The 20,534-nt window shown below is 44.9% G+C and carries 16 protein-coding genes; 14 read left to right on the top strand and 2 right to left on the bottom strand.

Translation table 11 applies throughout. From position 1 onward, the window contains the following. Positions 1-276: 276 nt before the first annotated feature. A complete protein-coding gene (locus R7E29_RS11255) occupies positions 277-1,869 on the top strand; it encodes an ABC-F family ATPase (protein ID WP_025766654.1) in 1,593 nt (530 codons plus the stop codon). Between the two features lie 240 nt (positions 1,870-2,109). On the opposite strand, the gene R7E29_RS11250 is transcribed toward R7E29_RS11255, so the two are convergent. Continuing rightward, the gene (locus tag R7E29_RS11250) at positions 2,110-2,934 is read right to left on the bottom strand and encodes a formate dehydrogenase accessory sulfurtransferase FdhD (protein WP_005377552.1); all 825 of its coding nucleotides are present in this window, start codon (positions 2,932-2,934) and stop codon (positions 2,110-2,112) included. Between the two features lie 321 nt (positions 2,935-3,255). Here R7E29_RS11250 and R7E29_RS11245 point away from each other — a divergent pair, with 321 nt between their 5' ends. The 12 genes from R7E29_RS11245 (at position 3,256) to R7E29_RS11190 (ending at position 19,416) form a co-directional block, all read left to right on the top strand. Beyond that, positions 3,256-3,720 carry a DUF3305 domain-containing protein gene (locus R7E29_RS11245; protein WP_005389514.1) on the top strand — a complete coding sequence of 155 codons (465 nt, stop codon included), beginning with the start codon at positions 3,256-3,258 and terminating at the stop codon, positions 3,718-3,720. After that, positions 3,710-4,336: a DUF3306 domain-containing protein gene (locus R7E29_RS11240; protein WP_054576890.1), complete on the top strand. Its 627-nt coding sequence runs from the start codon at positions 3,710-3,712 to the stop codon at positions 4,334-4,336. Before R7E29_RS11245 ends, R7E29_RS11240 begins: the two co-directional genes overlap by 11 nt. Before the next feature lie 311 nt (positions 4,337-4,647). Further along, positions 4,648-6,309 (top strand): 4Fe-4S dicluster domain-containing protein, encoded by a 1,662-nt coding sequence (locus R7E29_RS11235; protein WP_054576889.1) that lies wholly within the window; start codon positions 4,648-4,650, stop codon positions 6,307-6,309. Between the two features lie 9 nt (positions 6,310-6,318). Continuing rightward, a complete protein-coding gene (locus R7E29_RS11230; RefSeq protein ID WP_017820684.1) occupies positions 6,319-6,945 on the top strand; it encodes a molecular chaperone in 627 nt (208 codons plus the stop codon). Between the two features lie 73 nt (positions 6,946-7,018). Continuing rightward, a complete protein-coding gene (locus tag R7E29_RS11225) occupies positions 7,019-7,219 on the top strand; it encodes a twin-arginine translocation signal domain-containing protein (RefSeq protein ID WP_005377542.1) in 201 nt (66 codons plus the stop codon). Positions 7,220-7,229: 10 nt separating this feature from the next. After that, on the top strand, positions 7,230-10,085 hold the full coding sequence (locus tag R7E29_RS11220; RefSeq protein ID WP_021033875.1) for a formate dehydrogenase subunit alpha: 2,856 nt from the start codon (positions 7,230-7,232) through the stop codon (positions 10,083-10,085). Positions 10,086-10,096: 11 nt separating this feature from the next. Next, complete coding sequence (fdh3B, locus tag R7E29_RS11215) at positions 10,097-10,705, top strand: formate dehydrogenase FDH3 subunit beta (RefSeq protein ID WP_005377536.1); 609 nt, start codon at positions 10,097-10,099, stop codon at positions 10,703-10,705. 14 nt (positions 10,706-10,719) lie between these two features. Then, positions 10,720-11,772: a formate dehydrogenase subunit gamma gene (locus R7E29_RS11210; protein ID WP_054576888.1), complete on the top strand. Its 1,053-nt coding sequence runs from the start codon at positions 10,720-10,722 to the stop codon at positions 11,770-11,772. After that, positions 11,756-12,172, top strand: a complete 417-nt coding sequence (locus R7E29_RS11205) for a membrane protein (RefSeq protein WP_005377532.1) — start codon at positions 11,756-11,758, stop codon at positions 12,170-12,172. The genes R7E29_RS11210 and R7E29_RS11205 overlap by 17 nt, the downstream gene beginning before the upstream one ends. A 423-nt stretch (positions 12,173-12,595) precedes the next feature. After that, positions 12,596-16,975: an RHS repeat-associated core domain-containing protein gene (locus tag R7E29_RS11200; RefSeq protein WP_213906444.1), complete on the top strand. Its 4,380-nt coding sequence runs from the start codon at positions 12,596-12,598 to the stop codon at positions 16,973-16,975. Between the two features lie 16 nt (positions 16,976-16,991). Beyond that, a complete protein-coding gene (locus tag R7E29_RS11195; RefSeq protein WP_053307099.1) occupies positions 16,992-17,873 on the top strand; it encodes an immunity 49 family protein in 882 nt (293 codons plus the stop codon). Between the two features lie 322 nt (positions 17,874-18,195). Then, entirely contained in the window at positions 18,196-19,416 is a 1,221-nt protein-coding gene (locus tag R7E29_RS11190) for an ammonium transporter (RefSeq protein ID WP_054576886.1), read from the top strand. A 32-nt stretch (positions 19,417-19,448) separates the two neighbouring features. Here R7E29_RS11190 and R7E29_RS11185 read toward each other — a convergent pair whose 3' ends face one another. Beyond that, a complete protein-coding gene (locus R7E29_RS11185) occupies positions 19,449-19,622 on the bottom strand; it encodes a hypothetical protein (RefSeq protein ID WP_005377524.1) in 174 nt (57 codons plus the stop codon). 118 nt (positions 19,623-19,740) lie between these two features. Between R7E29_RS11185 and cobB the strand changes: the two genes are divergently transcribed. Next, the gene (gene cobB / locus R7E29_RS11180) at positions 19,741-20,472 is read left to right on the top strand and encodes a Sir2 family NAD+-dependent deacetylase (RefSeq protein ID WP_005377522.1); all 732 of its coding nucleotides are present in this window, start codon (positions 19,741-19,743) and stop codon (positions 20,470-20,472) included. Positions 20,473-20,534: the final 62 nt, after the last annotated feature.

Here is a 20,534-nt window from a genome sequence, read left to right as displayed (position 1 = left end):
TTCTTTTAGTTGTTGATTTCATAACACTCTCCAATTTTGGGGGTGGAAAGTGTCAACCTTATTTAGGACGGCACAATTAATGGAAAAAGAGCCACTGACGATAGTGGCTCTTTTTTGTATTTAATGACGCATTTATGTTTACGCTTTTGCTTCTTAGAAACCTTACAATGATTTCACTTGGAGTGAATTAATAAAAACAACACTTGCAGTATGTAGCATGAACAAGTACCGTTGCCCGGTTTTTCTAAATACACCCCAATTGCTAAGGTAAAGGTTTTGATCTCCACAGCGAATATTACTCAACAATTCGGCGCTAAGCCGCTATTCGAAAACATTTCAGTTAAGTTCGGCGAAGGCAATCGCTATGGCTTAATTGGAGCTAACGGTTGTGGTAAATCAACCTTTATGAAGATCCTCAGCGGCGAGCTTGAGCAAACCAGTGGTAACGTAAGCTACGATCCAAACGAGCGCGTTGCAAAACTGAACCAGGACCAGTTCGCTTACGAAGAATTTACTGTAATCGATACCGTTATCATGGGTCATAAAGAGCTATGGGAAGTGAAGAAAGAGCGTGACCGCATCTACTCACTTGCTGAAATGAGCGAAGAAGACGGCATGAAAGTGGCTGACTTAGAAGTTCAGTTTGCTGAAATGGACGGCTACATGGCAGAAGCCAAAGCGGGCGAGCTTCTTCTTGCTGTAGGTATCCCAATGGAGCAACACTTCGGTCTAATGAGTGAAGTAGCACCAGGCTGGAAACTTCGTGTGCTTCTAGCGCAGGTTCTATTCGCAGACCCAGATGTGATGCTTCTTGACGAACCTACCAACAACTTGGACATGGACACAATCCGTTGGTTGGAAGATACGCTAAACGCGCGTAACTGCACAATGATCATCATTTCGCACGACCGTCACTTCCTAAACTCAGTATGTACACACATGGCTGACTTGGACTACGGTGAGCTACGCGTTTACCCTGGTAACTACGACGAGTACATGACGGCGGCTTCTCAAGCTCGCGAACGTCTACTAAACGACAACGCGAAGAAGAAAGCACAAATCGCTGAGCTACAAACGTTCGTTGCACGTTTCTCTGCAAACGCATCGAAAGCAAAACAAGCGACATCTCGTGCGAAGCAAATCGACAAGATCAAACTGGACGAAGTGAAAGCGTCTAGCCGTCAAAACCCATTCATTCGTTTTGAACAGTCTAAAGAGCTGTTCCGTAACGCTCTGATTGTAGAAAACCTGAGCCAAGGTTTTGAAGAGGACTTGTTCTCAGACTTCAATGCAATTTTTGAAGTGGGAGAGCGCGTTGCGATCATCGGTGAAAATGGTGTGGGTAAAACAACACTTCTAAACACGCTTGCTGGTGTACTTGAACCGCGTGCTGGTGAGTTCAAATGGTCTGAAAATGCAAACATCGGTTACTACGCGCAAGACCACGCGCATGACTTTGCAGAAGATATGAATCTAACGGATTGGATGGGTCAATGGCGTCAAGAAGGTGATGACGAGCAAGTCGTTCGTGGTTTCCTTGGTCGTATGCTATTTGGTCAAGATGACATTAAGAAGTCAGTAAAAGTACTGTCTGGTGGTGAGCAAGGTCGTATGCTGCTTGGTAAGCTAATGATGCACAAGCCAAACATGCTGCTAATGGACGAACCAACCAACCACATGGACATGGAATCGATCGAATCTTTGAACACGGCGCTTGAGCAATACAAAGGCACGTTGTTCTTCGTCTCTCACGACCGTGTATTCGTAGACTCGCTAGCAACGCGTATTATCGAAATCCGCGATGGCAAGATCACAGACTTCAAAGGCACGTACTCTGAGTTCCTAAAATCTCGTGGCGTTGACGCGTAATTACTCGCAAAGCGTTTAAAAAGCAAAAGCCTCGCTATTTAGCGAGGCTTTTTTGATATTTGGCCTTAATCCTTAAACTGACCGGTTATATACGCATAGATCCCGACCACGCCAAAGGTAATAATCATAGAAAGCATGATACCGCTGGGCGTAAGCAGAAAATTCCACAATTGGTCATTATTCATAGTCCACATCCTCTGTGAATCCGCATTATTGGTTTTAGTTTACACTGAAAAGGTGTTATTGGTTGCCTTTTACATCAAATTCAACCTTGTCGGCTCCTGTAAACACTTGGAAGCGCAAACCTTTCGCACGCGCAATGGTCGTAATACCAAATTGCTTCGCTAGATCTAACCCCATTTGAGTAACGCCAGAGCGAGAAAGCAGAACAGGAATGCCCATTTGAGCCACTTTAATCACCATCTCTGATGTAAGGCGACCAGTTGTGTAGAAAATTTTATCTTCACCTGTTTCTTCTTTGAGCCACATCTCACCTGCAAGTGTATCCACTGCGTTGTGACGGCCGACATCTTCCACAAATGACAACACCTCATTTCCTTTGCAAACCGCACAGCCGTGTACTGCGCCCGCTTTTTTGTAGGTGTCGTTGTAATGGGTTAACGCTTCCAGCGCAGAATAAATTTCTGACTGCTTAAGAGAAACTTGAGGCACTTGATAATTTTCAAGCTGCTTCATCACGTTGCCATACATAGTGCCTTGGCCACAACCTGAGGTGACGGTTTTCTTTTTCAGGGCGCCTTCTAAGTGTTCAGTGTTTTCTTTAGTAATCACCGCTGCGGAATGCGTTTCCCAGTCAATAATAACGGATTCGATCGCGGCTGGATCGGACAGGAAGCTTTGGTTTTTTAAATAACCGAGTACTAGTGCTTCTGGGCGCGAACCTAGCGTCATGAGCGTGACCACTTCTTTCCAGTTCAGCATGACCGTAAGAGGACGCTCGCAAGCGATTTGCTTCGTGAGCTTTTCGCCGTACTCGTCGTACACATCGACTTCAATGGTTTGCAGGGGATTTTCACTGGTTTTAATAATATTTGGTTTCAGCACAGTCGTGTCCTAGTGATTAAGAGCGTTAGGTTGCTACGCATTTTAGCTTTTTAAGTGGCTAGCAAATCTCATTCCAAAATAGCGGTTTCCACAGAAATTGCGAGGTTTTATGTCAACAATGCATTAAAACTGCGAGTTCGCAGTAATGACACATCAATACATTTGAGTTTCGTCTAGTTTGGTACTTATAGCCTGAGGGTGTATATAGACTAAGTTATATCAGCTTGGCGCGTTTATTGCTTCGAAGACAATAAAAATGGTCGAAAACGGGGGCAAAATGTCCTGTGTTTTCAGACCAAAAATAGAAAGACTGGGTGAGTTATGTCGGATAAGAAAGATTTCGAAAAAAATTACGAAAAGACTGAGGATACATGGCCAATCGGCGTAGAGCTTGTTGAGCATGAGATCAGTACAGGGATTTGGGTGACAACCCAATGGCAGTTGACAGGATTTGCGCTGAATCCGACGGAAGAGACTCCAGATGTTTGTCTGTTGCAATTACATAAAGACGAGCGTACAGACTACCGCTTTAACTTAAGCTCTCAGCAACCTAAACTCTTTTTAGTTATGGATAACGTCGAGTCTGGTGAAAAACCAGCGATACAGTTACTGACGGCTTCACAATCTGTTGCGGCGCAATATATGGATGGTGATAACCTTGTACTATCTAACGATATGCCGTTAGCCGTTCAGGCTTGGATGGAAGCCTTTATTGGTCGTCATGGTGAGTTGTTAGAAGTAAGACGCAAGAAACGCAAAGGAGCAGGCAGAGCAAATGGCAACTAGTTTTTTAAGCCGTTGGTCGAAACGTAAACTAGAAGAATCTTCCCAACATGCTGAAGAGATCACGCCGATAGCAGAGACGGAACAATCCGAAGATAGTGTCACAGCGCTTTCAAACGCTGACGAAAGCTTAGATACTTTGAACGTCAATGAGGATAGTCAGGCTCCAGACATTACCGCGAGTGTAGAGACTGAAAAAACCGAAGAAATGTCTGTGGCGCAACTGCTGGTTTCTGAAGCTTCAGAAAGCGTTAAGAAAGCTGCGCTGCGCAAAATGTTCTTGTCCGAAGAATTTAACGTGCGTGACGGCCTAGACGATTACGATGATGATTACAGTAACTTAAAGTCACTTTCTCAAGACGTCGCTGAGACGCTGCGTGATTGGGTTAAAGATAAAGTGGAAGACGAACCAGACGCTGAAACTGCGCAAGGGTCTGAGCTTAACGCTAACGATATCGCATCTGAGGTAGTTGAAGACGCAGAGTCAAACACCGACAAAAGTGGCCAAATTACTCAAGATGAAAATGAACTGTATATAAATACAGCATCTGGCGAAAGTGATACTTTTGCTGAAGAATCACAGCCTAACGAGGTGAGACAAAATATACCACACAAATAATAGGTACATTTTGACTAAACACTCAATGAGCCGGCTGAGACAAAATGTCTCAACCGGTTTTTTTATCCCTACTATTTGTCAGTAAAATTGATAACCTATTGATTTTCAGTTGATATTTTATTGGCATGACACTTGCTATTTGTTGCTCAATACCAATCTGGTTGAAGTTAGTACGGACGCACTGCGTAGTATTCATCGCCTATAGACGGCGGAATAAGAATTCTCATTGATAAGTTAATCAGCAGAATCTCCGGCGCTAACTACACTAAGAGATGGAAAAGACTATCCATGTTCATAAATGGAATTGAGCAATGCTGAAACAATTATTAGAACAAGCAACTTCCAATAACGGTAAAGCGAGGCTGTACGCTTTCGAAAATACCGTAGAGTTGACCAATCTTATTCCACCAACCGTAAGCTATGAAAGCGGCGGTAATACTTTGATTGTGGGCCCAACAGCAATCATCGAAAGTGCGGCAGCGCAATTGTCGCAAATGAACAGCCTAACGCTGCTTTCTACCGATGGCGAAAAGGGCACAAATCCCGAGCTTTATTACGCCAATTCGGTTCAGGTTTCAGGGTTCTTAGGTACGTTTGAAGTTCTGATTGAAAATCATGGTTCGACCAACAATCTTGCCAAGGTCGCGATCAATAGCGATTGTTTCGATATCGTACTCGATCTTTGCCTTAACAGCTGCATGTCGGAAGAAGTCCCAGTACCGGGCTACTACCCAGTAGGTCGTGGCTATCCGAAACTGGCTGAAGCGTTGGAAGAGATTCCAACCTTAATGGGGACGTTCGATAAACCGAAATTCTTCCGTTTAGATACCGATTTATGTGCACACAGCTCTCGTGGCGTAAAAGGTTGCGAACGGTGTGTGGATGCTTGTCCGGCAGGGGCACTATCGAGTGAGGGCAGCGACAGAACGGGCCATCGCATCGAGATCAATCCATACCTATGTCAAGGCGTGGGTACTTGTGCTACAGCGTGTCCGACAGAAGCGATTCATTACGCACTGCCAAACCCTGAAGATACGCAAAAGTTTATTGAACGTACGCTCGCCAACTATGAGCAAGCGGGTGGTTTAGATCCTATCGTATTGATTTGTAGTTCTCGCCACGAGAGCTACAACGTGATGGCACTAAAAGCACTGCCAGATAATGTGATTCCAATTGTGGTGGAAGAACTGCCTTCGGTTGGTATTGATACTTGGTTCGCCGCGCTTGTGAATGGTGCTACTCAGGTGCTGTTTACGGCTTCACGTTTTATGCCTCAAACCATTATTCGTGTGCTTAATAGCGAAGTAGGTATTGCTCAAGAGCTGCTCGGTCAGCTTGGTATCGCCAAAGAAACCATCGACATTCTGTATCTAGAGTCACTACGTGAAGGTGCTCCGACACTTTGTACCGAGTCTTTTGATTTGGCATTAGGAGACTTGCAAGGCAACAAACGTCAGCGTCTATTTACGGCGTTGGATGCGTTGTCGTCTTCTCGTATTCCAGTCGAGAACATTGTTGAGCTGCCAGCAAACGCGCCTTACGGCAATGTTTCTTGTGAGAGCAAAGATTGTACGTTGTGTATGAGCTGTGTGGCAGTTTGTCCTACACGTGCACTTCATACCGATGGTCAATCTCCGTCGCTTAAATTCGTCGAGCAAGACTGCATTCAATGTGGGCTGTGCGAGAAAGCGTGTCCAGAGAAAGTGCTGACGCTTACGCCTCGTATGAACTGGGTGAAAAAAGAGCGCCAAAAAGCGGTTGTGATTCACGAAGAGAAAGCAGCGGAATGTATTCGCTGTCATAAGCCATTCGCACCTCAGTCTATGATCGACATGCTACAAAACAAGTTACGCGGTCACTCTTGTTTCTCTGATGAAGCGGCGATCAATCGTATCGCGATGTGTGAAGACTGCCGTGTGATCGACATGTTTGAGTCGATGGCAGAAGACCCAATGAAACAACTGAAATACTAGGAGCTCGCAGTGGACACACAACAAGAACAAACACTGAGAACAGACATTTATCTCGTTCTATCTGCACTTTTTCGTAGTGCGCCTAGTGATGAAATGCTGGCGTTCCTGAAATCGCTAGAAATTGAGCCGTCTGAGAGCGCGATGCAAAAAGCTTGGCTCGCACTGCAACAAGCCGCGAACGAAGCGCAGCGAGAAGCGTTAGAAGAAGAATATCAAGATCTGTTTATTGGCATTGGACGTGGTGAAGTTGTGCCATTCGGATCTTGGCATCGCACTGGCTCGATGATGGAAAAACCGTTAGCGGAAATTCGTCGCGATTTGGATCTTTTAGGCATCGAACGAGAAGAGAACGTGAAAGAGCCTGAAGACCATATTTCTGCACTGTGCGAAGTGATGGCAATGCTGACAGGTGAAGAGGAAGAACTTCAACAAGCGGTGTTTAACAAACACATCGCCCCTTGGTTCCAATCTTTTACGCGCCAACTAGAGAGCGCAGAAAGCGTGAACTTCTACAAGCCAGCTGCACAGCTTTGCGATGCGTTTTTAACGTTAGAGCAAGTGCGCTTTAGCGTGAACACCAAAAGCAGTAAGAACAAATTAAAAATTGATGTGAAAAACGTCACTGATTACGAGTAATCGAGCAGTACTTGGTCATATCGATAGAGAGGCATGAGTCTCCAAAGATCTACCGTAAGGTAAGGAAGCAATGATGAAAGATAATAAAGAAATAAACACAAGCCGTAGGGATCTCCTAAAAGGCTTCACAACCGCTGCCGTTGCCGGTGCTGTTGTTGCGGGAACCACGAAAGTGGCCGTTGCTTCAGAAACGGTTGAGCCTTCTGAAAACGACGTGAAGAAGAAAGGGTATCGTGAAACTCAACACATTCGCGATTACTACGACACACTTTAGGAGATAACGGATGAAACTTGTCAAACGCTCCGACAGTGTGAGCAAAGAAACGAACCAGCTTGGCGTATCTCGTCGTGCATTCATGAAAAACACTTCGCTTGCCGCTGGTGGCGCAGTGGTTGGTGCTAGTCTATTCGCACCGGGAATGATGAAAAAAGCGCAAGCAAAATCTGTCGATCCAGAAGCGAAAACAGAAATAAAACGTACTATCTGTTCTCACTGTTCAGTGGGTTGTGGTATTTACGCAGAAGTTCAAAATGGTGTTTGGACGGGTCAAGAGCCTGCATTTGACCACCCATTTAACGCCGGTGGTCACTGTGCAAAAGGCGCAGCACTGCGTGAACATGGCCACGGTGAGCGTCGTCTAAAATACCCAATGAAGCTTGAAAACGGTAAGTGGAAAAAGCTTTCTTGGGATCAAGCGATCGAAGAAATCGGTAACAAGGTGATGGACATCCGCAAAGAGTCTGGCCCTGATTCGGTTTACTTCTTGGGAAGCGCAAAGCACAGCAACGAACAAGCGTACTTGTTCCGCAAAATGGCATCACTTTGGGGTACGAACAACGTTGACCACCAAGCGCGTATTTGTCACTCAACAACCGTGGCGGGTGTAGCGAACACTTGGGGTTACGGTGCGATGACCAACTCTTTCAATGACATGCACAACTGTAAGTCGATGCTATTCATTGGTTCAAACCCAGCTGAAGCACACCCAGTAGCGATGCAGCACATTCTGATCGCAAAAGAGAAGAACAACTGTAAGATCGTCGTAGCGGATCCTCGCCGTACGCGTACTGCTGCGAAATCAGATCACTACGTTTCTCTTCGTCCAGGTTCTGACGTAGCATTTATTTGGGGTGTGTTGTGGCACATCTTCGAAAACCAATGGGAAGATAAAGAGTTCATCCGTCAACGTGTATTCGGTATGGATGAAATCCGTGCTGAAGTGGCGAAGTGGACGCCAGCAGAAGTAGAGCGCGTAACAGGCGTAAGCGAAGAAGACGTTTACCAAACAGCAAAACTGCTTTCTGAAAATCGCCCGGGCTGTATTGTTTGGTGTATGGGTGGTACTCAGCATACTACTGGTAACAACAACACACGCGCTTACTGTGTGCTTGAGCTAGCGCTTGGTAACATTGGTAAATCAGGCGGCGGTGCAAACATCTTCCGTGGTCACGATAACGTACAAGGCGCAACCGACCTTGGCGTACTTTCTGACACGCTACCTGGCTACTACGGCCTTTCTGAAGGCGCTTGGCGTCATTGGTCAAAAGTGTGGGAAATCGATTACGAATGGATCAAAGGTCGTTTCGATGACAACGCTTACAGCGGTCAGAAACCAATGCACAGTGCAGGTATTCCTGTATCTCGTTGGGTTGATGGTGTACTGGAAAACAAAGACAACATTCGTCAGCGCGAAAACATCCGTGCAATGTTCTACTGGGGACACGCAGTGAACTCTCAAACACGTGGTGTTGAGATGAAAAAAGCGATGCAGAAGTTGGACATGATGGTGATTGTGGACCCTTACCCAACGGTTGCTGCGGTAATGAACGACCGTACCGACGGCGTTTACCTGCTTCCTGCAACAACACAGTTTGAAACACACGGCAGCGTTACCGCTTCTAACCGCTCTCTACAATGGCGTGATCAGGTGATTGAACCTTTGTTTGAATCAAAACCAGACCACGAAATCATGTACCTGCTTTCGAAGAAACTGGGCTATTCCGATCTTCTGTTCAAAAACATCCGTGTTGAAAACAACCAGCCGGTGATTGAAGACCTAACGCGTGAATTCAACAAAGGCATGTGGACGATTGGTTACACAGGCCAAAGCCCAGAGCGTTTGAAAGCGCACCAACAAAACTGGCATACGTTCCACAAAACCACATTGGAAGCGGAAGGTGGCCCTGTCAACGGTGAAACCTATGGTCTACCTTGGCCATGCTGGGGCACACCAGAAATGAAACACCCAGGTACACACATTCTGTACGATACGTCAAAGACGGTTGCAGAAGGTGGCGGTAACTTCCGTACGCGCTTTGGTGTGGAATTTGAAGGCAAGAGCCTTCTTGCAGAAGACAGCTACTCGAAAGGCTGTGAAATCAAAGATGGTTACCCAGAGTTCACTGACAAGTTATTGAAACAACTTGGTTGGTGGGACGACCTAACTGCTGAAGAGAAAGTGGCAGCAGAGGGTAAAAACTGGAAGACTGACCTTTCTGGCGGTATTCAGCGTGTCGCGATCAAGCACGGTTGTATTCCATTTGGTAACGCGAAAGCGCGTGCGATTGTTTGGACGTTCCCAGACCGTGTGCCACTGCATCGTGAACCACTTTACACACCACGTCGTGACCTTGTAACGGACTACCCAACTTGGGAAGACAAAGATGCAATCTTCCGTGTACCTACGTTGTATAAATCCATTCAAGAGCAAGACAAATCGGGCGAGTACCCAATCGTTCTGACTTCTGGCCGTCTGGTTGAATACGAAGGTGGTGGTGAAGAAACGCGTTCAAACCCATGGCTTGCCGAGCTTCAACAAGAAATGTTTGTCGAAGTAAATCCGAAAGACGCGAACGACCTTGGTTTCAGAGATGGTGATGATGTTTGGGTAGAAGGTGCAGAGAAGGGACGAATCAAGGTGAAAGCGATGGTAACACGTCGTGTGAAACCTGGTTTGGCGTTCATTCCGTTCCACTTTGGCGGTAAGTTCGAAGGTGAAGACCTACGTCCTAAATACCCAGAAGGTACACAGCCTTACGTTGTTGGCGAATCGGCCAACACGGCAACCACTTACGGTTACGACCCGGTTACCTTGATGCAGGAAACCAAAGTAACCCTATGTAACATTCGTAAAGCGTAAGGAGTCTGACAATGGCACGAATGAAATTTCTATGTGACACCAAGCGCTGTATCGAGTGTAACGGCTGTGTTACTGCATGTAAGAACGAAAACGACGATGCGCTTGAATGGGGCATTCAGCGTCGTCGCGTGGTAACACTAAACGACGGTGAAGCTGGTGAAAACTCTATCTCTGTTGCTTGTATGCACTGTACCGATGCGCCTTGTATGGCAGTTTGTCCAGCTGATTGTTTCGAACATACTGAAGACGGCATCGTTCTTCACAATAAAGATCTGTGTATCGGTTGTGGTTACTGTTTGTTTGCTTGTCCGTTTGGCGCACCTCAATTTCCTAAACAAGAGGCGTTTGGTGAACGTGGCAAAATGGATAAATGTACTTTCTGCGCGGGCGGCCCAGAAACAGAGCCTGGCTCTGAGGAAGAACGCCAAAAGTACGGTGCGAACCGTATCGCAGAAGGCAAGTTACCGATGTGTGCATCGCTTTGTTCAACCAAAGCGCTGCTTGCGGGTGACGCAGAGAAAGTCTCTGACATTTTCCGTCAACGTGTGGTAGAACGCGGCGCGAAAAACGCAGGTTGGACAGACGGAAACGATCTTTCTTACGATGCGACGAAAAGCTAAGTAAGGAGAGGCACATGTTAAACACGCTTAAACGTGCATCTCTAGCAATGTTGTCAATGATGACGGCATTGCTGCTGTCTTTTGCAATGCCTGCTTCAGCAGAGGGACAATCTTCTAAAGTTATTCAACAGGAGATCACGCAACTCGCCGGGGCAGACTATTGGCGCGAAGTCAGAGAGGGGCAAGAAGGCTACACCACGTCTCAATCGCCAGAACATGGCGTATTGATCAGTAAACCTGGTGAGACTTGGTACATTCTAAAAGAAAAATGGATGTCTCCTGCTGGTGCTGTCGCGATTTTCGGCAGTATTGCAATGGTAATCATGGCTTACGTATTCGTTGGTCCTTTGATGCTTAGCAAGCCGCGTACTGGTAAAAAAATGAAGCGTTGGTCTCGTTTAGACCGCGCGCTTCACTGGAGTATGGCGTTTACATTCTTAACGCTGGCATTCAGTGGTTTGATGCTGGTTTACGGTAAGCACTTCTTAAAACCGTACGTTCCTACTGAGTTCTGGGGCTTTATCGTCATGTTGGCGAAGCAGTACCACAATTACATGGGACCATTGTTCTTCATTTTACTGATGCTCGTGCTCTTTAAATGGTGGCGCAAGTCGATTCCAAACATGACAGATGTTCGTTGGTTTATGAAAATGGGCGGCATGGTTGGTAAACACAAAGGCACACATCCGTCAGCTGGTTTCTCAAACGGTGGTGAGAAGGCAATCTATTGGTTGTTAATCTTCTTTGGTGCTATCGCGGCAGTGAGTGGCTTAGTTCTGGACTTTCCTATCTTTGGCCAAACTCGCCGTGACATGGAGCTTTCTAACTTAGTTCATGCGATTTCGGCGCTGATTCTAATCTGTGGCTTTATCTTCCACATCTATATTGGTCTATTCGGTATGGAAGGTGCGCTAGAAGGCATGGTGACAGGTGAAGTTGATGAAACATGGGCGAAAGAGCATCACGATCTTTGGTATGAGGAAGTGAAGTCCAAAGAAGCGATGGGTGAAACAGATACGGCACAAACGGAAGTAAAAGGAGCGAAAGCGAATGAACAAACCTCATAACGGGATTTGGGTTGCGTACATCCTGAGCTGTCTGACCCCGTTTACGTTTCTGATCTCAGGCGTTATCGCAATTATCTATGCGGGTTACCGATTAGATAAGGGAGAAGACAGCGACGTAGTGATTTCTCATTACTACGGTTTAATTCGCACCTTCTTTCTCTACCTGACGTTTTTTGTTGTGTTGATCGTCACCGTCGCGACTTCTAACGGTGTACTCGTTGGCGTGAGTGATTATTGGTTGCATAGTACTTTGCTTGAAACCATCGCTTACTTTATTCCTTGGGTAGGGATGGTGTTTGCTGCATTAGCCATCTTGGTGTGGTTTATGCGAATGTTTCAAGGGATGCAGCAACTGCTCAATAACCAACCACACAGACCATCGACAGGTCCAAACCTTTAATCAGTATTCTTTAAGCAAAACCGCCGTAATAGGCGGTTTTTTTGTTGCTGTTTTGTCTCAAATATGAAGCGTTGAGTCGCAGTGGTGATACTTGATGCAACTTATTGAGTGAATTTACGTAACTGGGCAGAAAATCATAGTTAAGTAAGAAACATGTAAAAAAATCGCGTCACGATGAGACATTAGTCTCACTCACGCTATTGTTCATTTACTCAGGATTCATCGTCCCGTTAAAGTACGCTGCGCTCAGAAATTCAAAGAGTTGCATACGTGAAAATTGCCATCAATACATTCAGTCTACGCATACAGAGGAATCTCTATCGGAGGATGTTTGATTAAGGCATCTTGCTCTCACAAATAAAAAGAGCGAAACGAGCATTAAATGATGCGGCAAGGTAAGAAAAGGACAAACACGTTACGGCTATGATCCCTCAATTCGTCATTCCTATCACGAATCGCTTTGGCGAAAGTTATCACTTCTCTGGTCAGTTACTTACTAGCGGCGAACCTAAAACATTCGTGACCAAACAAGAGGCAATAGAGTTTCTTGAGAGCTTTGGTGAGCTTGACCTTCGCTATGTCGAGGATTTGTTCTATGCGATTGGTCAATTCAAGCCAAACATACCTGACGGTGAGCTTACTTCCCAACACTATAATTCAACGTTTGCCAATGCTTTGGTGAACGGTGACTTGCATGTCGCTCGAATTGTACCTACCGGCGAAAACTACGCACTCTCGTCGGCGGTTACGCCTCCACCGACTCAAAATACCGTCAATGCAAAACCATCGAAGGGAAAGGGGAAGTCGAATAAAAAGAGTGGCAGAAGTGCCGCATCCGCCAAGCCTCAGCAACAAAGCAGCGAAAAACATGAGAAAGCCGGTGATCCTGTATCACTTGTGACGGGTGAAGAAATTCTCGAACTCTATGATATCGAGCTACAACAAGGTACTACTTGGCAGCGTACTTACCGCTCTTCGCAGTCGGATGTAAATCATGGAATGGGCTTTGGTTGGCGACATGCATTTCAGTTTGAATTACGCGAAAAGACGGACGAGAAAGACAATGTTATCGCTTGGGAGTTTGTTGACGATAAGGCCGATATCACAGAATTTGAGCCAGTAGATATTGGAGCAACAAGTTACCAGATATACGCTGGTGCGAGCTGTTATTTCCTAAATTCAGCAACTCGGATCGTGACGCTCGCTAGTGGGCATCAATATCGATTTGAACAGAAAGATGATCGTTGGGTTGTTAAACAAGTCAGAAATGGCACGTTTTCAACGTTTCAACTGCAGTATTCTCGAAACCATCGATTGATCGAGATTGCATACAACAAGCGTCCGGTTCTTGAATGTCAATATGATAGGCAAGGACGCCTTGTAGAACTGCTAAATGCAAAGTCCCAAAAAGTTCTGACAACTTATACCTATGATGAGCACGATGATTTGGTCAGTGCAACTAGTCATTTGGGCTTAAAGGAACAGTATCAGTATCGCGGCCATTTAATTGTTAAGCGTGTACGACCAACTGGCTTTACTCATTATTTTGAATGGGATGGCGAAGGTGCTAACGCAAAATGCATCAGGAACGTTGGGGACGCAGGAATTTATGACTATCGCTTCCATTATCAAGGAAATCACTCTTCTTATTCTGACTCGTTAGATCATCAATGGTCTTTCTTGCATGACGAGCAGGGTAACTTACTCGAGAAAATAAGCCCCACAGGTAGAACTTGGCGATGGCAATATGATGAATTAGGGCGAAAAGCGCAAGCTATCTATCCTGATCAGTCAACGGTCAATTATCAATATAATCAGCATGGTCAATTAGTTTCTAAGTTTCATTCCTCTGGCAAAGAAATTCAATATGGTTATGACGGCTTAGGTAAGTTAGTTAAAACGGTTTCACCTGACGGGGATATCGAGAAGGCTTACTACAATAGCCTCGGTCAAAGAGTTTGGGATACCGATCAGTTCGGCTGTGTCACGGAATATGATTACGATAAACACGGTCAAGTCGTCAAAAAAGAGTCTGAAGATGGTAAGAAAAGTCAGTGGTGGTGGGATGAACAACAAAGACTTATCGCGAATGAAATAGACGGTACATTACTTCGTTATAGCTACAATGAAGAAGATTTAGTGAATGGCGTTGCTTATCCCGATGGGTGTATTGCTCAACTCGCTTATGATCAATTTGGCAGGCGTACATCAGTTCGTTATTTTAACGACGAAGACAAAGTCGGTTATAGCGAAGAATATTCTTACGATGAGCACAGCCGTGTTGCTCAGATTCGAACGCCAGCAGGCATTACCTCGTATCAATGGGGAGCACTCGCGCAACAAGAAGCAGTCATCTTTCCCGATGGCAGCCATATTTCTTACGAATACGATCAACAACGTAACCTGACTAAATTAGTTCGGAGTGACGGCTTAGAGTTCGAATTCCTGTATGACGATGAAGGCCAGCTGTCAGGAACTGTCGGGTTTGATAATCTACAAAGCCAATTTGATTATGATCATATGGGGCGAATCCATCGTAAGCAAGTCGCCGATAGGACGGTGCTGTATCGCTATGACGCTGCGGGTTATCTCAAGCACGTCAAAGCAGGAAATGGTAGCAGTATTGTAGAGAACCACTTCAATTATACGCTTGGTGGGCGACTTACTTTCGCATCCAATCGCCATCACACATTGCAATACCAATACTCTTCATTCGGGCATTTAACAAAGCGCATTCAAGGCCAGTTTGAGATAACGCAGGAGTTTAACAGAGTTGGCCAACGCGTATCTCAGGTACTGCCAGATAATACGGAGCTGAACTTCTCTTATGATCGATATGGGCGTTTTTCAGCGATTCGGTTTGGAAACCTAGATTTACCTCAAATCAAATTTCATTACGATGAAATGGGACGAGTTTCCCAAATTGAAACGGCATATTTTAATGAGCGCATCATTTATGATGGTGTTGGTCGTTTGGTTGAACAGCATTGGCCAGATAGAGAGAAAAAGTACGTTTACAATGCGCAAAACCGTATTTCATCAATCATTGATAATACGGCAGGAGCAACGCACTATCAGTACGATGCCTTAGGGCAACTTAAACGAGTCAATGCTTCCGGAGATGTGACTAAATTTGAATACGATAGTTTTGGCAATCCTACTTTGCCAACTTCAGAGGTATTCGCTGATCGTATTGAAGTACACGATGGTGTCAGGTTCAAATATGACGCGCAAGGAAATCAGACAAAACGTGAGGGGCAAGGACACGTTCAGACTCGCGTATTTGATGCGTTAAATCAGCTCATTGAAGTTCACACCGACGATGGCATCAGTCAATATGAATATGATGCATTAGGGCGCAGAACGAAGAAAATTACACAACAAGGCGTTACGGAGTTCCTGTGGGAAGGTGAACGTTTAATTGGTGAACGCTCTTCAGGTGCTTTCCGTTGGTACCTATATCAACCAGAAACCTACACGCCAGTGGCACTGCTAGAAAATGACGTTATTTATTGGTACCAGTGCGATCAAGTTGGTAAACCAGAGCGACTGATCGATTGCGAGGGGAATGTTGTATGGAGTGCCAGCTACGATGCTAACGGCTTTGCTCATGTACATATTGAAAATGTAGCAAATCCACTGCGTTTTCAAGGGCAGTACTTCGATCAAGAAACCAACTTACATTACAACCTCACTCGGTATTACGATCCTAAACTAGGACGTTTTATCCAACAAGATCCGATATCTATTGCTGGTGGTATTAATCATTACCAATATGCAGTCAACCCTATCCAGTGGATTGATCCAACAGGTTTCCTTTGTGAAGAAGGGCTAAAACGCTTGGGTCAAATGTTGGCAGAGTATCAGGCGCAAAGCGATGTCCCCCAAGAGGTTTGCGATCAGATTTTAGAGGCAGCAAAAGAATCATCCGTCGGAGAAGATGGCGTTCGCTCGCAAGTCAAAATCCGAAAACCCAAAGGTAAAAATCATATTCGATATGAATACGATTTAGACCATATTGATTGCGAAAGAAACGAGATTACTTTTTATCGTCATATCAATCACTCAGATGGCACCAGACACGAAGTGCAGTATGTTGTTGGGATTGAGGAGTTTGTAAATGCGCATGTTTTTGACTCAGAGAAAGTTGGCGGGGAAGAAAGTTGCACGATCTTTACTGAAGATCTTGTGCTAAATAAAGCAGAGTATAAAGAAAACTCTGAACTCAATACGAGTGATTATGAGCTAACAGAAAGAAACAAAGCAAAAATTGATGAATGCTTGAAAGAGCGTCAAGAGGCAATGGACGCTCGATCTGGCGAAGATGGATATAACGCTCAAATTGGTAATATTAACCAACAGTCTGCAAAAATAGGTGAGTTGGCCGCGGATGACTTTGTCCGGAGTAAACGTCCTAATGCTAAGCTGCTTCATCCCAAAGATATTGGAACCTCAATTTCGAAGCCGGGCGACTTTGATATGGTTTACAAGGTGGAAGAGCCACCACCAGGCGAAATTATAATTGTTGAGGCTAAAGGTGGCAGCAGTTCGCTCGGTAGCCGTAAAATTGGCAATGAAGCATATCAACAAGGGACAAGCAAATATGCGGCGGAAATCGTTAAATTAATGTCTGAACAAAAAGCTGGTACAACAGAAAGAGCTGCTGCAGACGAAATTACATCAGCAGTGCAAGATGATATTCCAGTCAGGTATTTACATACCCAAGCAGAAATTGATGCTTCAGATGGCGTATCTAAAGTGAATGTAAAAGAGTTTGATATTAGCCTCGAAGAATTAGGTTAAGGGAAGTAAAGTTAGTATGAAAAAGATAAATAGAAAAGCAGCCTACGAGTTGAATACTGAGGAACTTAATTACTATACAAAACAAATAGAAAAAAACTTAGAGAAAAGAAAACATCGTATCACAATAAAGCGAGAAAACTTGATATATCTAACAGACGGGGTTTGGGAGCAAGTTAGGTTATATACTTTATTTCCAGTGTCTGAACTAAATGACCGAATAGGAACGCTGCGTCTATTTGAAGCCTCGATAATGCAAGCTAGCTATCATCGACTGGCTCAAAAACCTGAAAGCTCTTTGACGGTTAAGGTACCTGATCATCCTGAAATAACTTGGAAAGGCGAAGGTATTTTAAAAACAGGTTTCATTTGCCCCTCAATGTGGCTAGATGCGTATTTTACCTCTGTCATCGTTCGTGATAAACCTAGCATGGACGTATTGGCAAACTTTCCTATTTCTTTGATGAGACAGAGCTCTACCAAAGCGGGTGAGCTGTCTTATATGCTAGTAGACGTCATTCAGTCGTTCCACAATCGCACATCAGATTATCCTGATAAGCTGGTTTCAGCAATGGACGCGGCGGTAGCTCAAGGAGATAACTGGGCGTTGGAAATTGCGATGGGGATCCTAGAAACCTTCGCAGCGCTCACTACTAATATTGGTTATGATTTTGAGGAAGCGCTCGTTAAAAACCTACAGTTCCAAGAGAAATATCATCTTAGAGAATTAGGACCAGATAGGATAGGCATCAGAACTTTTATCAACTTCCCTCTGCTTGGCATGGCTTGCATGTGGTACGACAAAGGCAACCGTCTATCTGTTGAAACTGGTTGGCTTCCTCCCTATCTTGTCGAAGGACGTTGGTTAGAAGATGTAAAAGCAGGGAAGATCACTCGATAAACCCCTTTAGTTAGCAATTCAGTATATAAGCCACCTCTCATGAGGTGGCTTTTACGTTTTGTTGAGCTATATGGTGCGCATTATGTTGGTGCACTAAAACCATATTGGTGCACTTATTAGCGTGTTAAGCACCATTTAAAGAATGCGTAGTTTTATTAAAGTTCATACAAAACAATAAATTAAAGTGTAAGTGTTAGAAATGTAAATTGTGGAATGAGAATTGCTCTGTTAGACGCTCTATAAATTAAGTTCACCAAATTGGTGATGAGCCTAACTTTGATGCACAGGATAAGTGCGCTACAGATCAACGGAGACAATCATAATGAGTGTAACTGCCAATCAGGTACACGGCGCTGTACAAACTCTCACGCAAAGTTCCGACACACTTTTCTTACTACTTGGCGCAATCATGGTTTTTTTGATGCATGCTGGTTTTGCTTTTCTTGAAGTAGGAACCGTGCGCCAAAAGAACCAAGTTAATGCTTTAGTTAAAATCTTGGCCGATTTCGGTATTTCCGCCATTGCGTATTTTTTCATTGGATACTGGGTCGCTTATGGCGGCACCTTCTTTGCTGATGCAGAGACGTTATCTCAAGGCAATGGTTACGAGTTGGTGAAGTTCTTTTTCTTGCTGACTTTCGCTGCAGCGATTCCTGCTATTGTTTCTGGTGGTATTGCAGAACGAGCTCGTTTTTATCCGATTCTAATCGCAACATTTTTCACTGTCGGCATCGTATACCCGTTATTTGAGGGAATGATCTGGAACGGAAACTTTGGTGTTCAAGCTTGGTTTGAAAATACCTTTGGTTATGGCTTCCACGATTTTGCAGGTTCAGTCGTTGTGCATGGTGTTGGCGGCTGGATAGCGCTTGTTGCCGTCGTGTTTTTGGGCATGAGAAAAGGCAGAGTTCGAGCAGGAAAGCACACCAACTTTGCACCTTCGAATATTCCATTTTTGGCCTTGGGAGCTTGGATCTTATGTGTGGGGTGGTTTGGCTTCAACGTCATGTCAGCTCAAACTGTGTCAGGCATAAGTGGCTTGGTGGCTATGAACTCATTGATGGCAATGGTCGGAGGCATTGTCGCGTCATTGTTGGCTGGTAAGAATGACCCTGGCTTTATTCATAACGGCCCACTGGCTGGCTTGGTTGCTGTATGTGCGGGCTCAGACTTAATGCATCCTATCGGTGCTTTAGTGACAGGTGCGATTGCTGGCGTGCTATTTGTTTATCTTTTTACCCACCTACAAAACAAAACCAAGATTGATGATGTGCTGGGTGTCTGGCCTTTACACGGTGTATGTGGCGCTTGGGGTGGTATTGCTGCGGGGATCTTTGGCCAAAGCTCGTTGGGTGGGCTAGGGGGCGTGAGCATTATCGTTCAGCTTCTAGGAACGCTTTGGGGCATTTCCATCGCTGTGCTTGGGGCGCTTGCAGTCTACGGCGCGATTAATACCAGTATGGGACTAAGGCTTTCAGAAGAAGACGAATTCAATGGCGCTGACCTAGCCATTCATAAAATATCTTCGACCAACGAGGATTGAGGCCAATATGGGAGCGGCATAAAGCCGCTCTTTTAGCAATTGTCTTTCTTGGCTTGGCCCGGAGGACAGAAATTACCATTACCTCGATGGTCATCATCATTGGTGCTGACTCTCACCTTTACATCATCGACTTCGCCTTCAACATTGGTAAGTTGACAGCCTGCCAAAGTCAGAAGCAATGTAAACGTTAGAGATACTTGTCTCATTGCTGTTCCTCTTAAATTGTAATTCTAATAGTGACCATTACGACTATGGTCTAATCCATATTACTACTGTTGCTATTCTTTCAGTGTTAAGCTAATGAAAAAACAGCAAGGATGAGTTATGAATTTCCCTTATAGAAATATTGTAGTACTTACTGGTGCAGGTATCTCGGCCGAATCTGGTATTCAAACATTTCGTGCGCAAGATGGCCTATGGGAGAATCACCGTATCGAAGATGTAGCAACGCCTGAAGGGTTTGCTCGCGATCCGGACCTTGTTCAAGATTTTTACAACCAACGCCGCAAGAAACTTCAAGATAATGCGATAAAGCCTAATGCAGCGCATGAAGCATTGGGTCGTTTAGAGGCTGAGTTAGAAGGTAAAGTGACGGTCATCACTCAAAATATAGACAACCTTCACGAACGAGGCGGCAGTCAGAATGTGATTCACATGCATGGTGAGTTGCTCAAGGCCCGCTGTAGTGAATCTAACCAAGTAGTAGAGCACAATGAGGACATTAAGACCGGCGAGCTTTGTCACTGTTGTCAGATCCCTTCACAAATGCGACCACATATTGTTTGGTTTGGTGAAATGCCATTGCGAATGGGGGATATCTACGCGTCATTAGAAGAAGCAGATTTGTTTATTTCTATTGGGACTTCTGGCGTTGTGTATCCCGCAGCAGGTTTTGTTCATGATGCAAAAATGCACGGCGCACATACCATTGAAATTAACCTAGAACCTAGTGCGGTAGAAAGTGAATTTGAGGAAAAACGCTACGGAAAAGCAAGCGTTGAGGTTCCAAAATTAGTTGACGAGATACTGGCTCTAGAAGGAAAAGAAAGAGCGTAATAACTTTAACAGGAAGAGTTTTTGTCTTGTCATTAAGAACAAAAAAGCGGCTCATGAGCCGC

Origin of the sequence: Vibrio sp. Vb1729 (genome assembly GCF_033338655.1) — a bacterium.
Classification (GTDB): domain Bacteria; phylum Pseudomonadota; class Gammaproteobacteria; order Enterobacterales; family Vibrionaceae; genus Vibrio; species Vibrio alginolyticus.
Note: the sequence above shows the minus strand (reverse complement) of the source record. Positions and strands in the feature narration are given on the sequence as shown.

What these genes read in the sequence shown, in the direction of transcription:
- R7E29_RS11240 (WP_054576890.1), top strand. Translation starts at nt 3,710, where the DNA reads ATGGCAACTAGTTTTTTAAGCCGTTGGTCGAAACGTAAACTAGAAGAA.
- R7E29_RS11245 (WP_005389514.1), top strand. Translation starts at nt 3,256, where the DNA reads ATGTCGGATAAGAAAGATTTCGAAAAAAATTACGAAAAGACTGAGGAT.
- R7E29_RS11205 (WP_005377532.1), top strand. Translation starts at nt 11,756, where the DNA reads ATGAACAAACCTCATAACGGGATTTGGGTTGCGTACATCCTGAGCTGT.
- cobB (WP_005377522.1), top strand. Translation starts at nt 19,741, where the DNA reads ATGAATTTCCCTTATAGAAATATTGTAGTACTTACTGGTGCAGGTATC.
- R7E29_RS11220 (WP_021033875.1), top strand. Translation starts at nt 7,230, where the DNA reads ATGAAACTTGTCAAACGCTCCGACAGTGTGAGCAAAGAAACGAACCAG.
- R7E29_RS11190 (WP_054576886.1), top strand. Translation starts at nt 18,196, where the DNA reads ATGAGTGTAACTGCCAATCAGGTACACGGCGCTGTACAAACTCTCACG.
- R7E29_RS11235 (WP_054576889.1), top strand. Translation starts at nt 4,648, where the DNA reads ATGCTGAAACAATTATTAGAACAAGCAACTTCCAATAACGGTAAAGCG.
- R7E29_RS11200 (WP_213906444.1), top strand. Translation starts at nt 12,596, where the DNA reads ATGATCCCTCAATTCGTCATTCCTATCACGAATCGCTTTGGCGAAAGT.
- R7E29_RS11195 (WP_053307099.1), top strand. Translation starts at nt 16,992, where the DNA reads ATGAAAAAGATAAATAGAAAAGCAGCCTACGAGTTGAATACTGAGGAA.
- R7E29_RS11225 (WP_005377542.1), top strand. Translation starts at nt 7,019, where the DNA reads ATGAAAGATAATAAAGAAATAAACACAAGCCGTAGGGATCTCCTAAAA.
- R7E29_RS11185 (WP_005377524.1), bottom strand. Translation starts at nt 19,622, where the DNA reads ATGAGACAAGTATCTCTAACGTTTACATTGCTTCTGACTTTGGCAGGC.
- R7E29_RS11210 (WP_054576888.1), top strand. Translation starts at nt 10,720, where the DNA reads ATGTTAAACACGCTTAAACGTGCATCTCTAGCAATGTTGTCAATGATG.
- fdh3B (WP_005377536.1), top strand. Translation starts at nt 10,097, where the DNA reads ATGGCACGAATGAAATTTCTATGTGACACCAAGCGCTGTATCGAGTGT.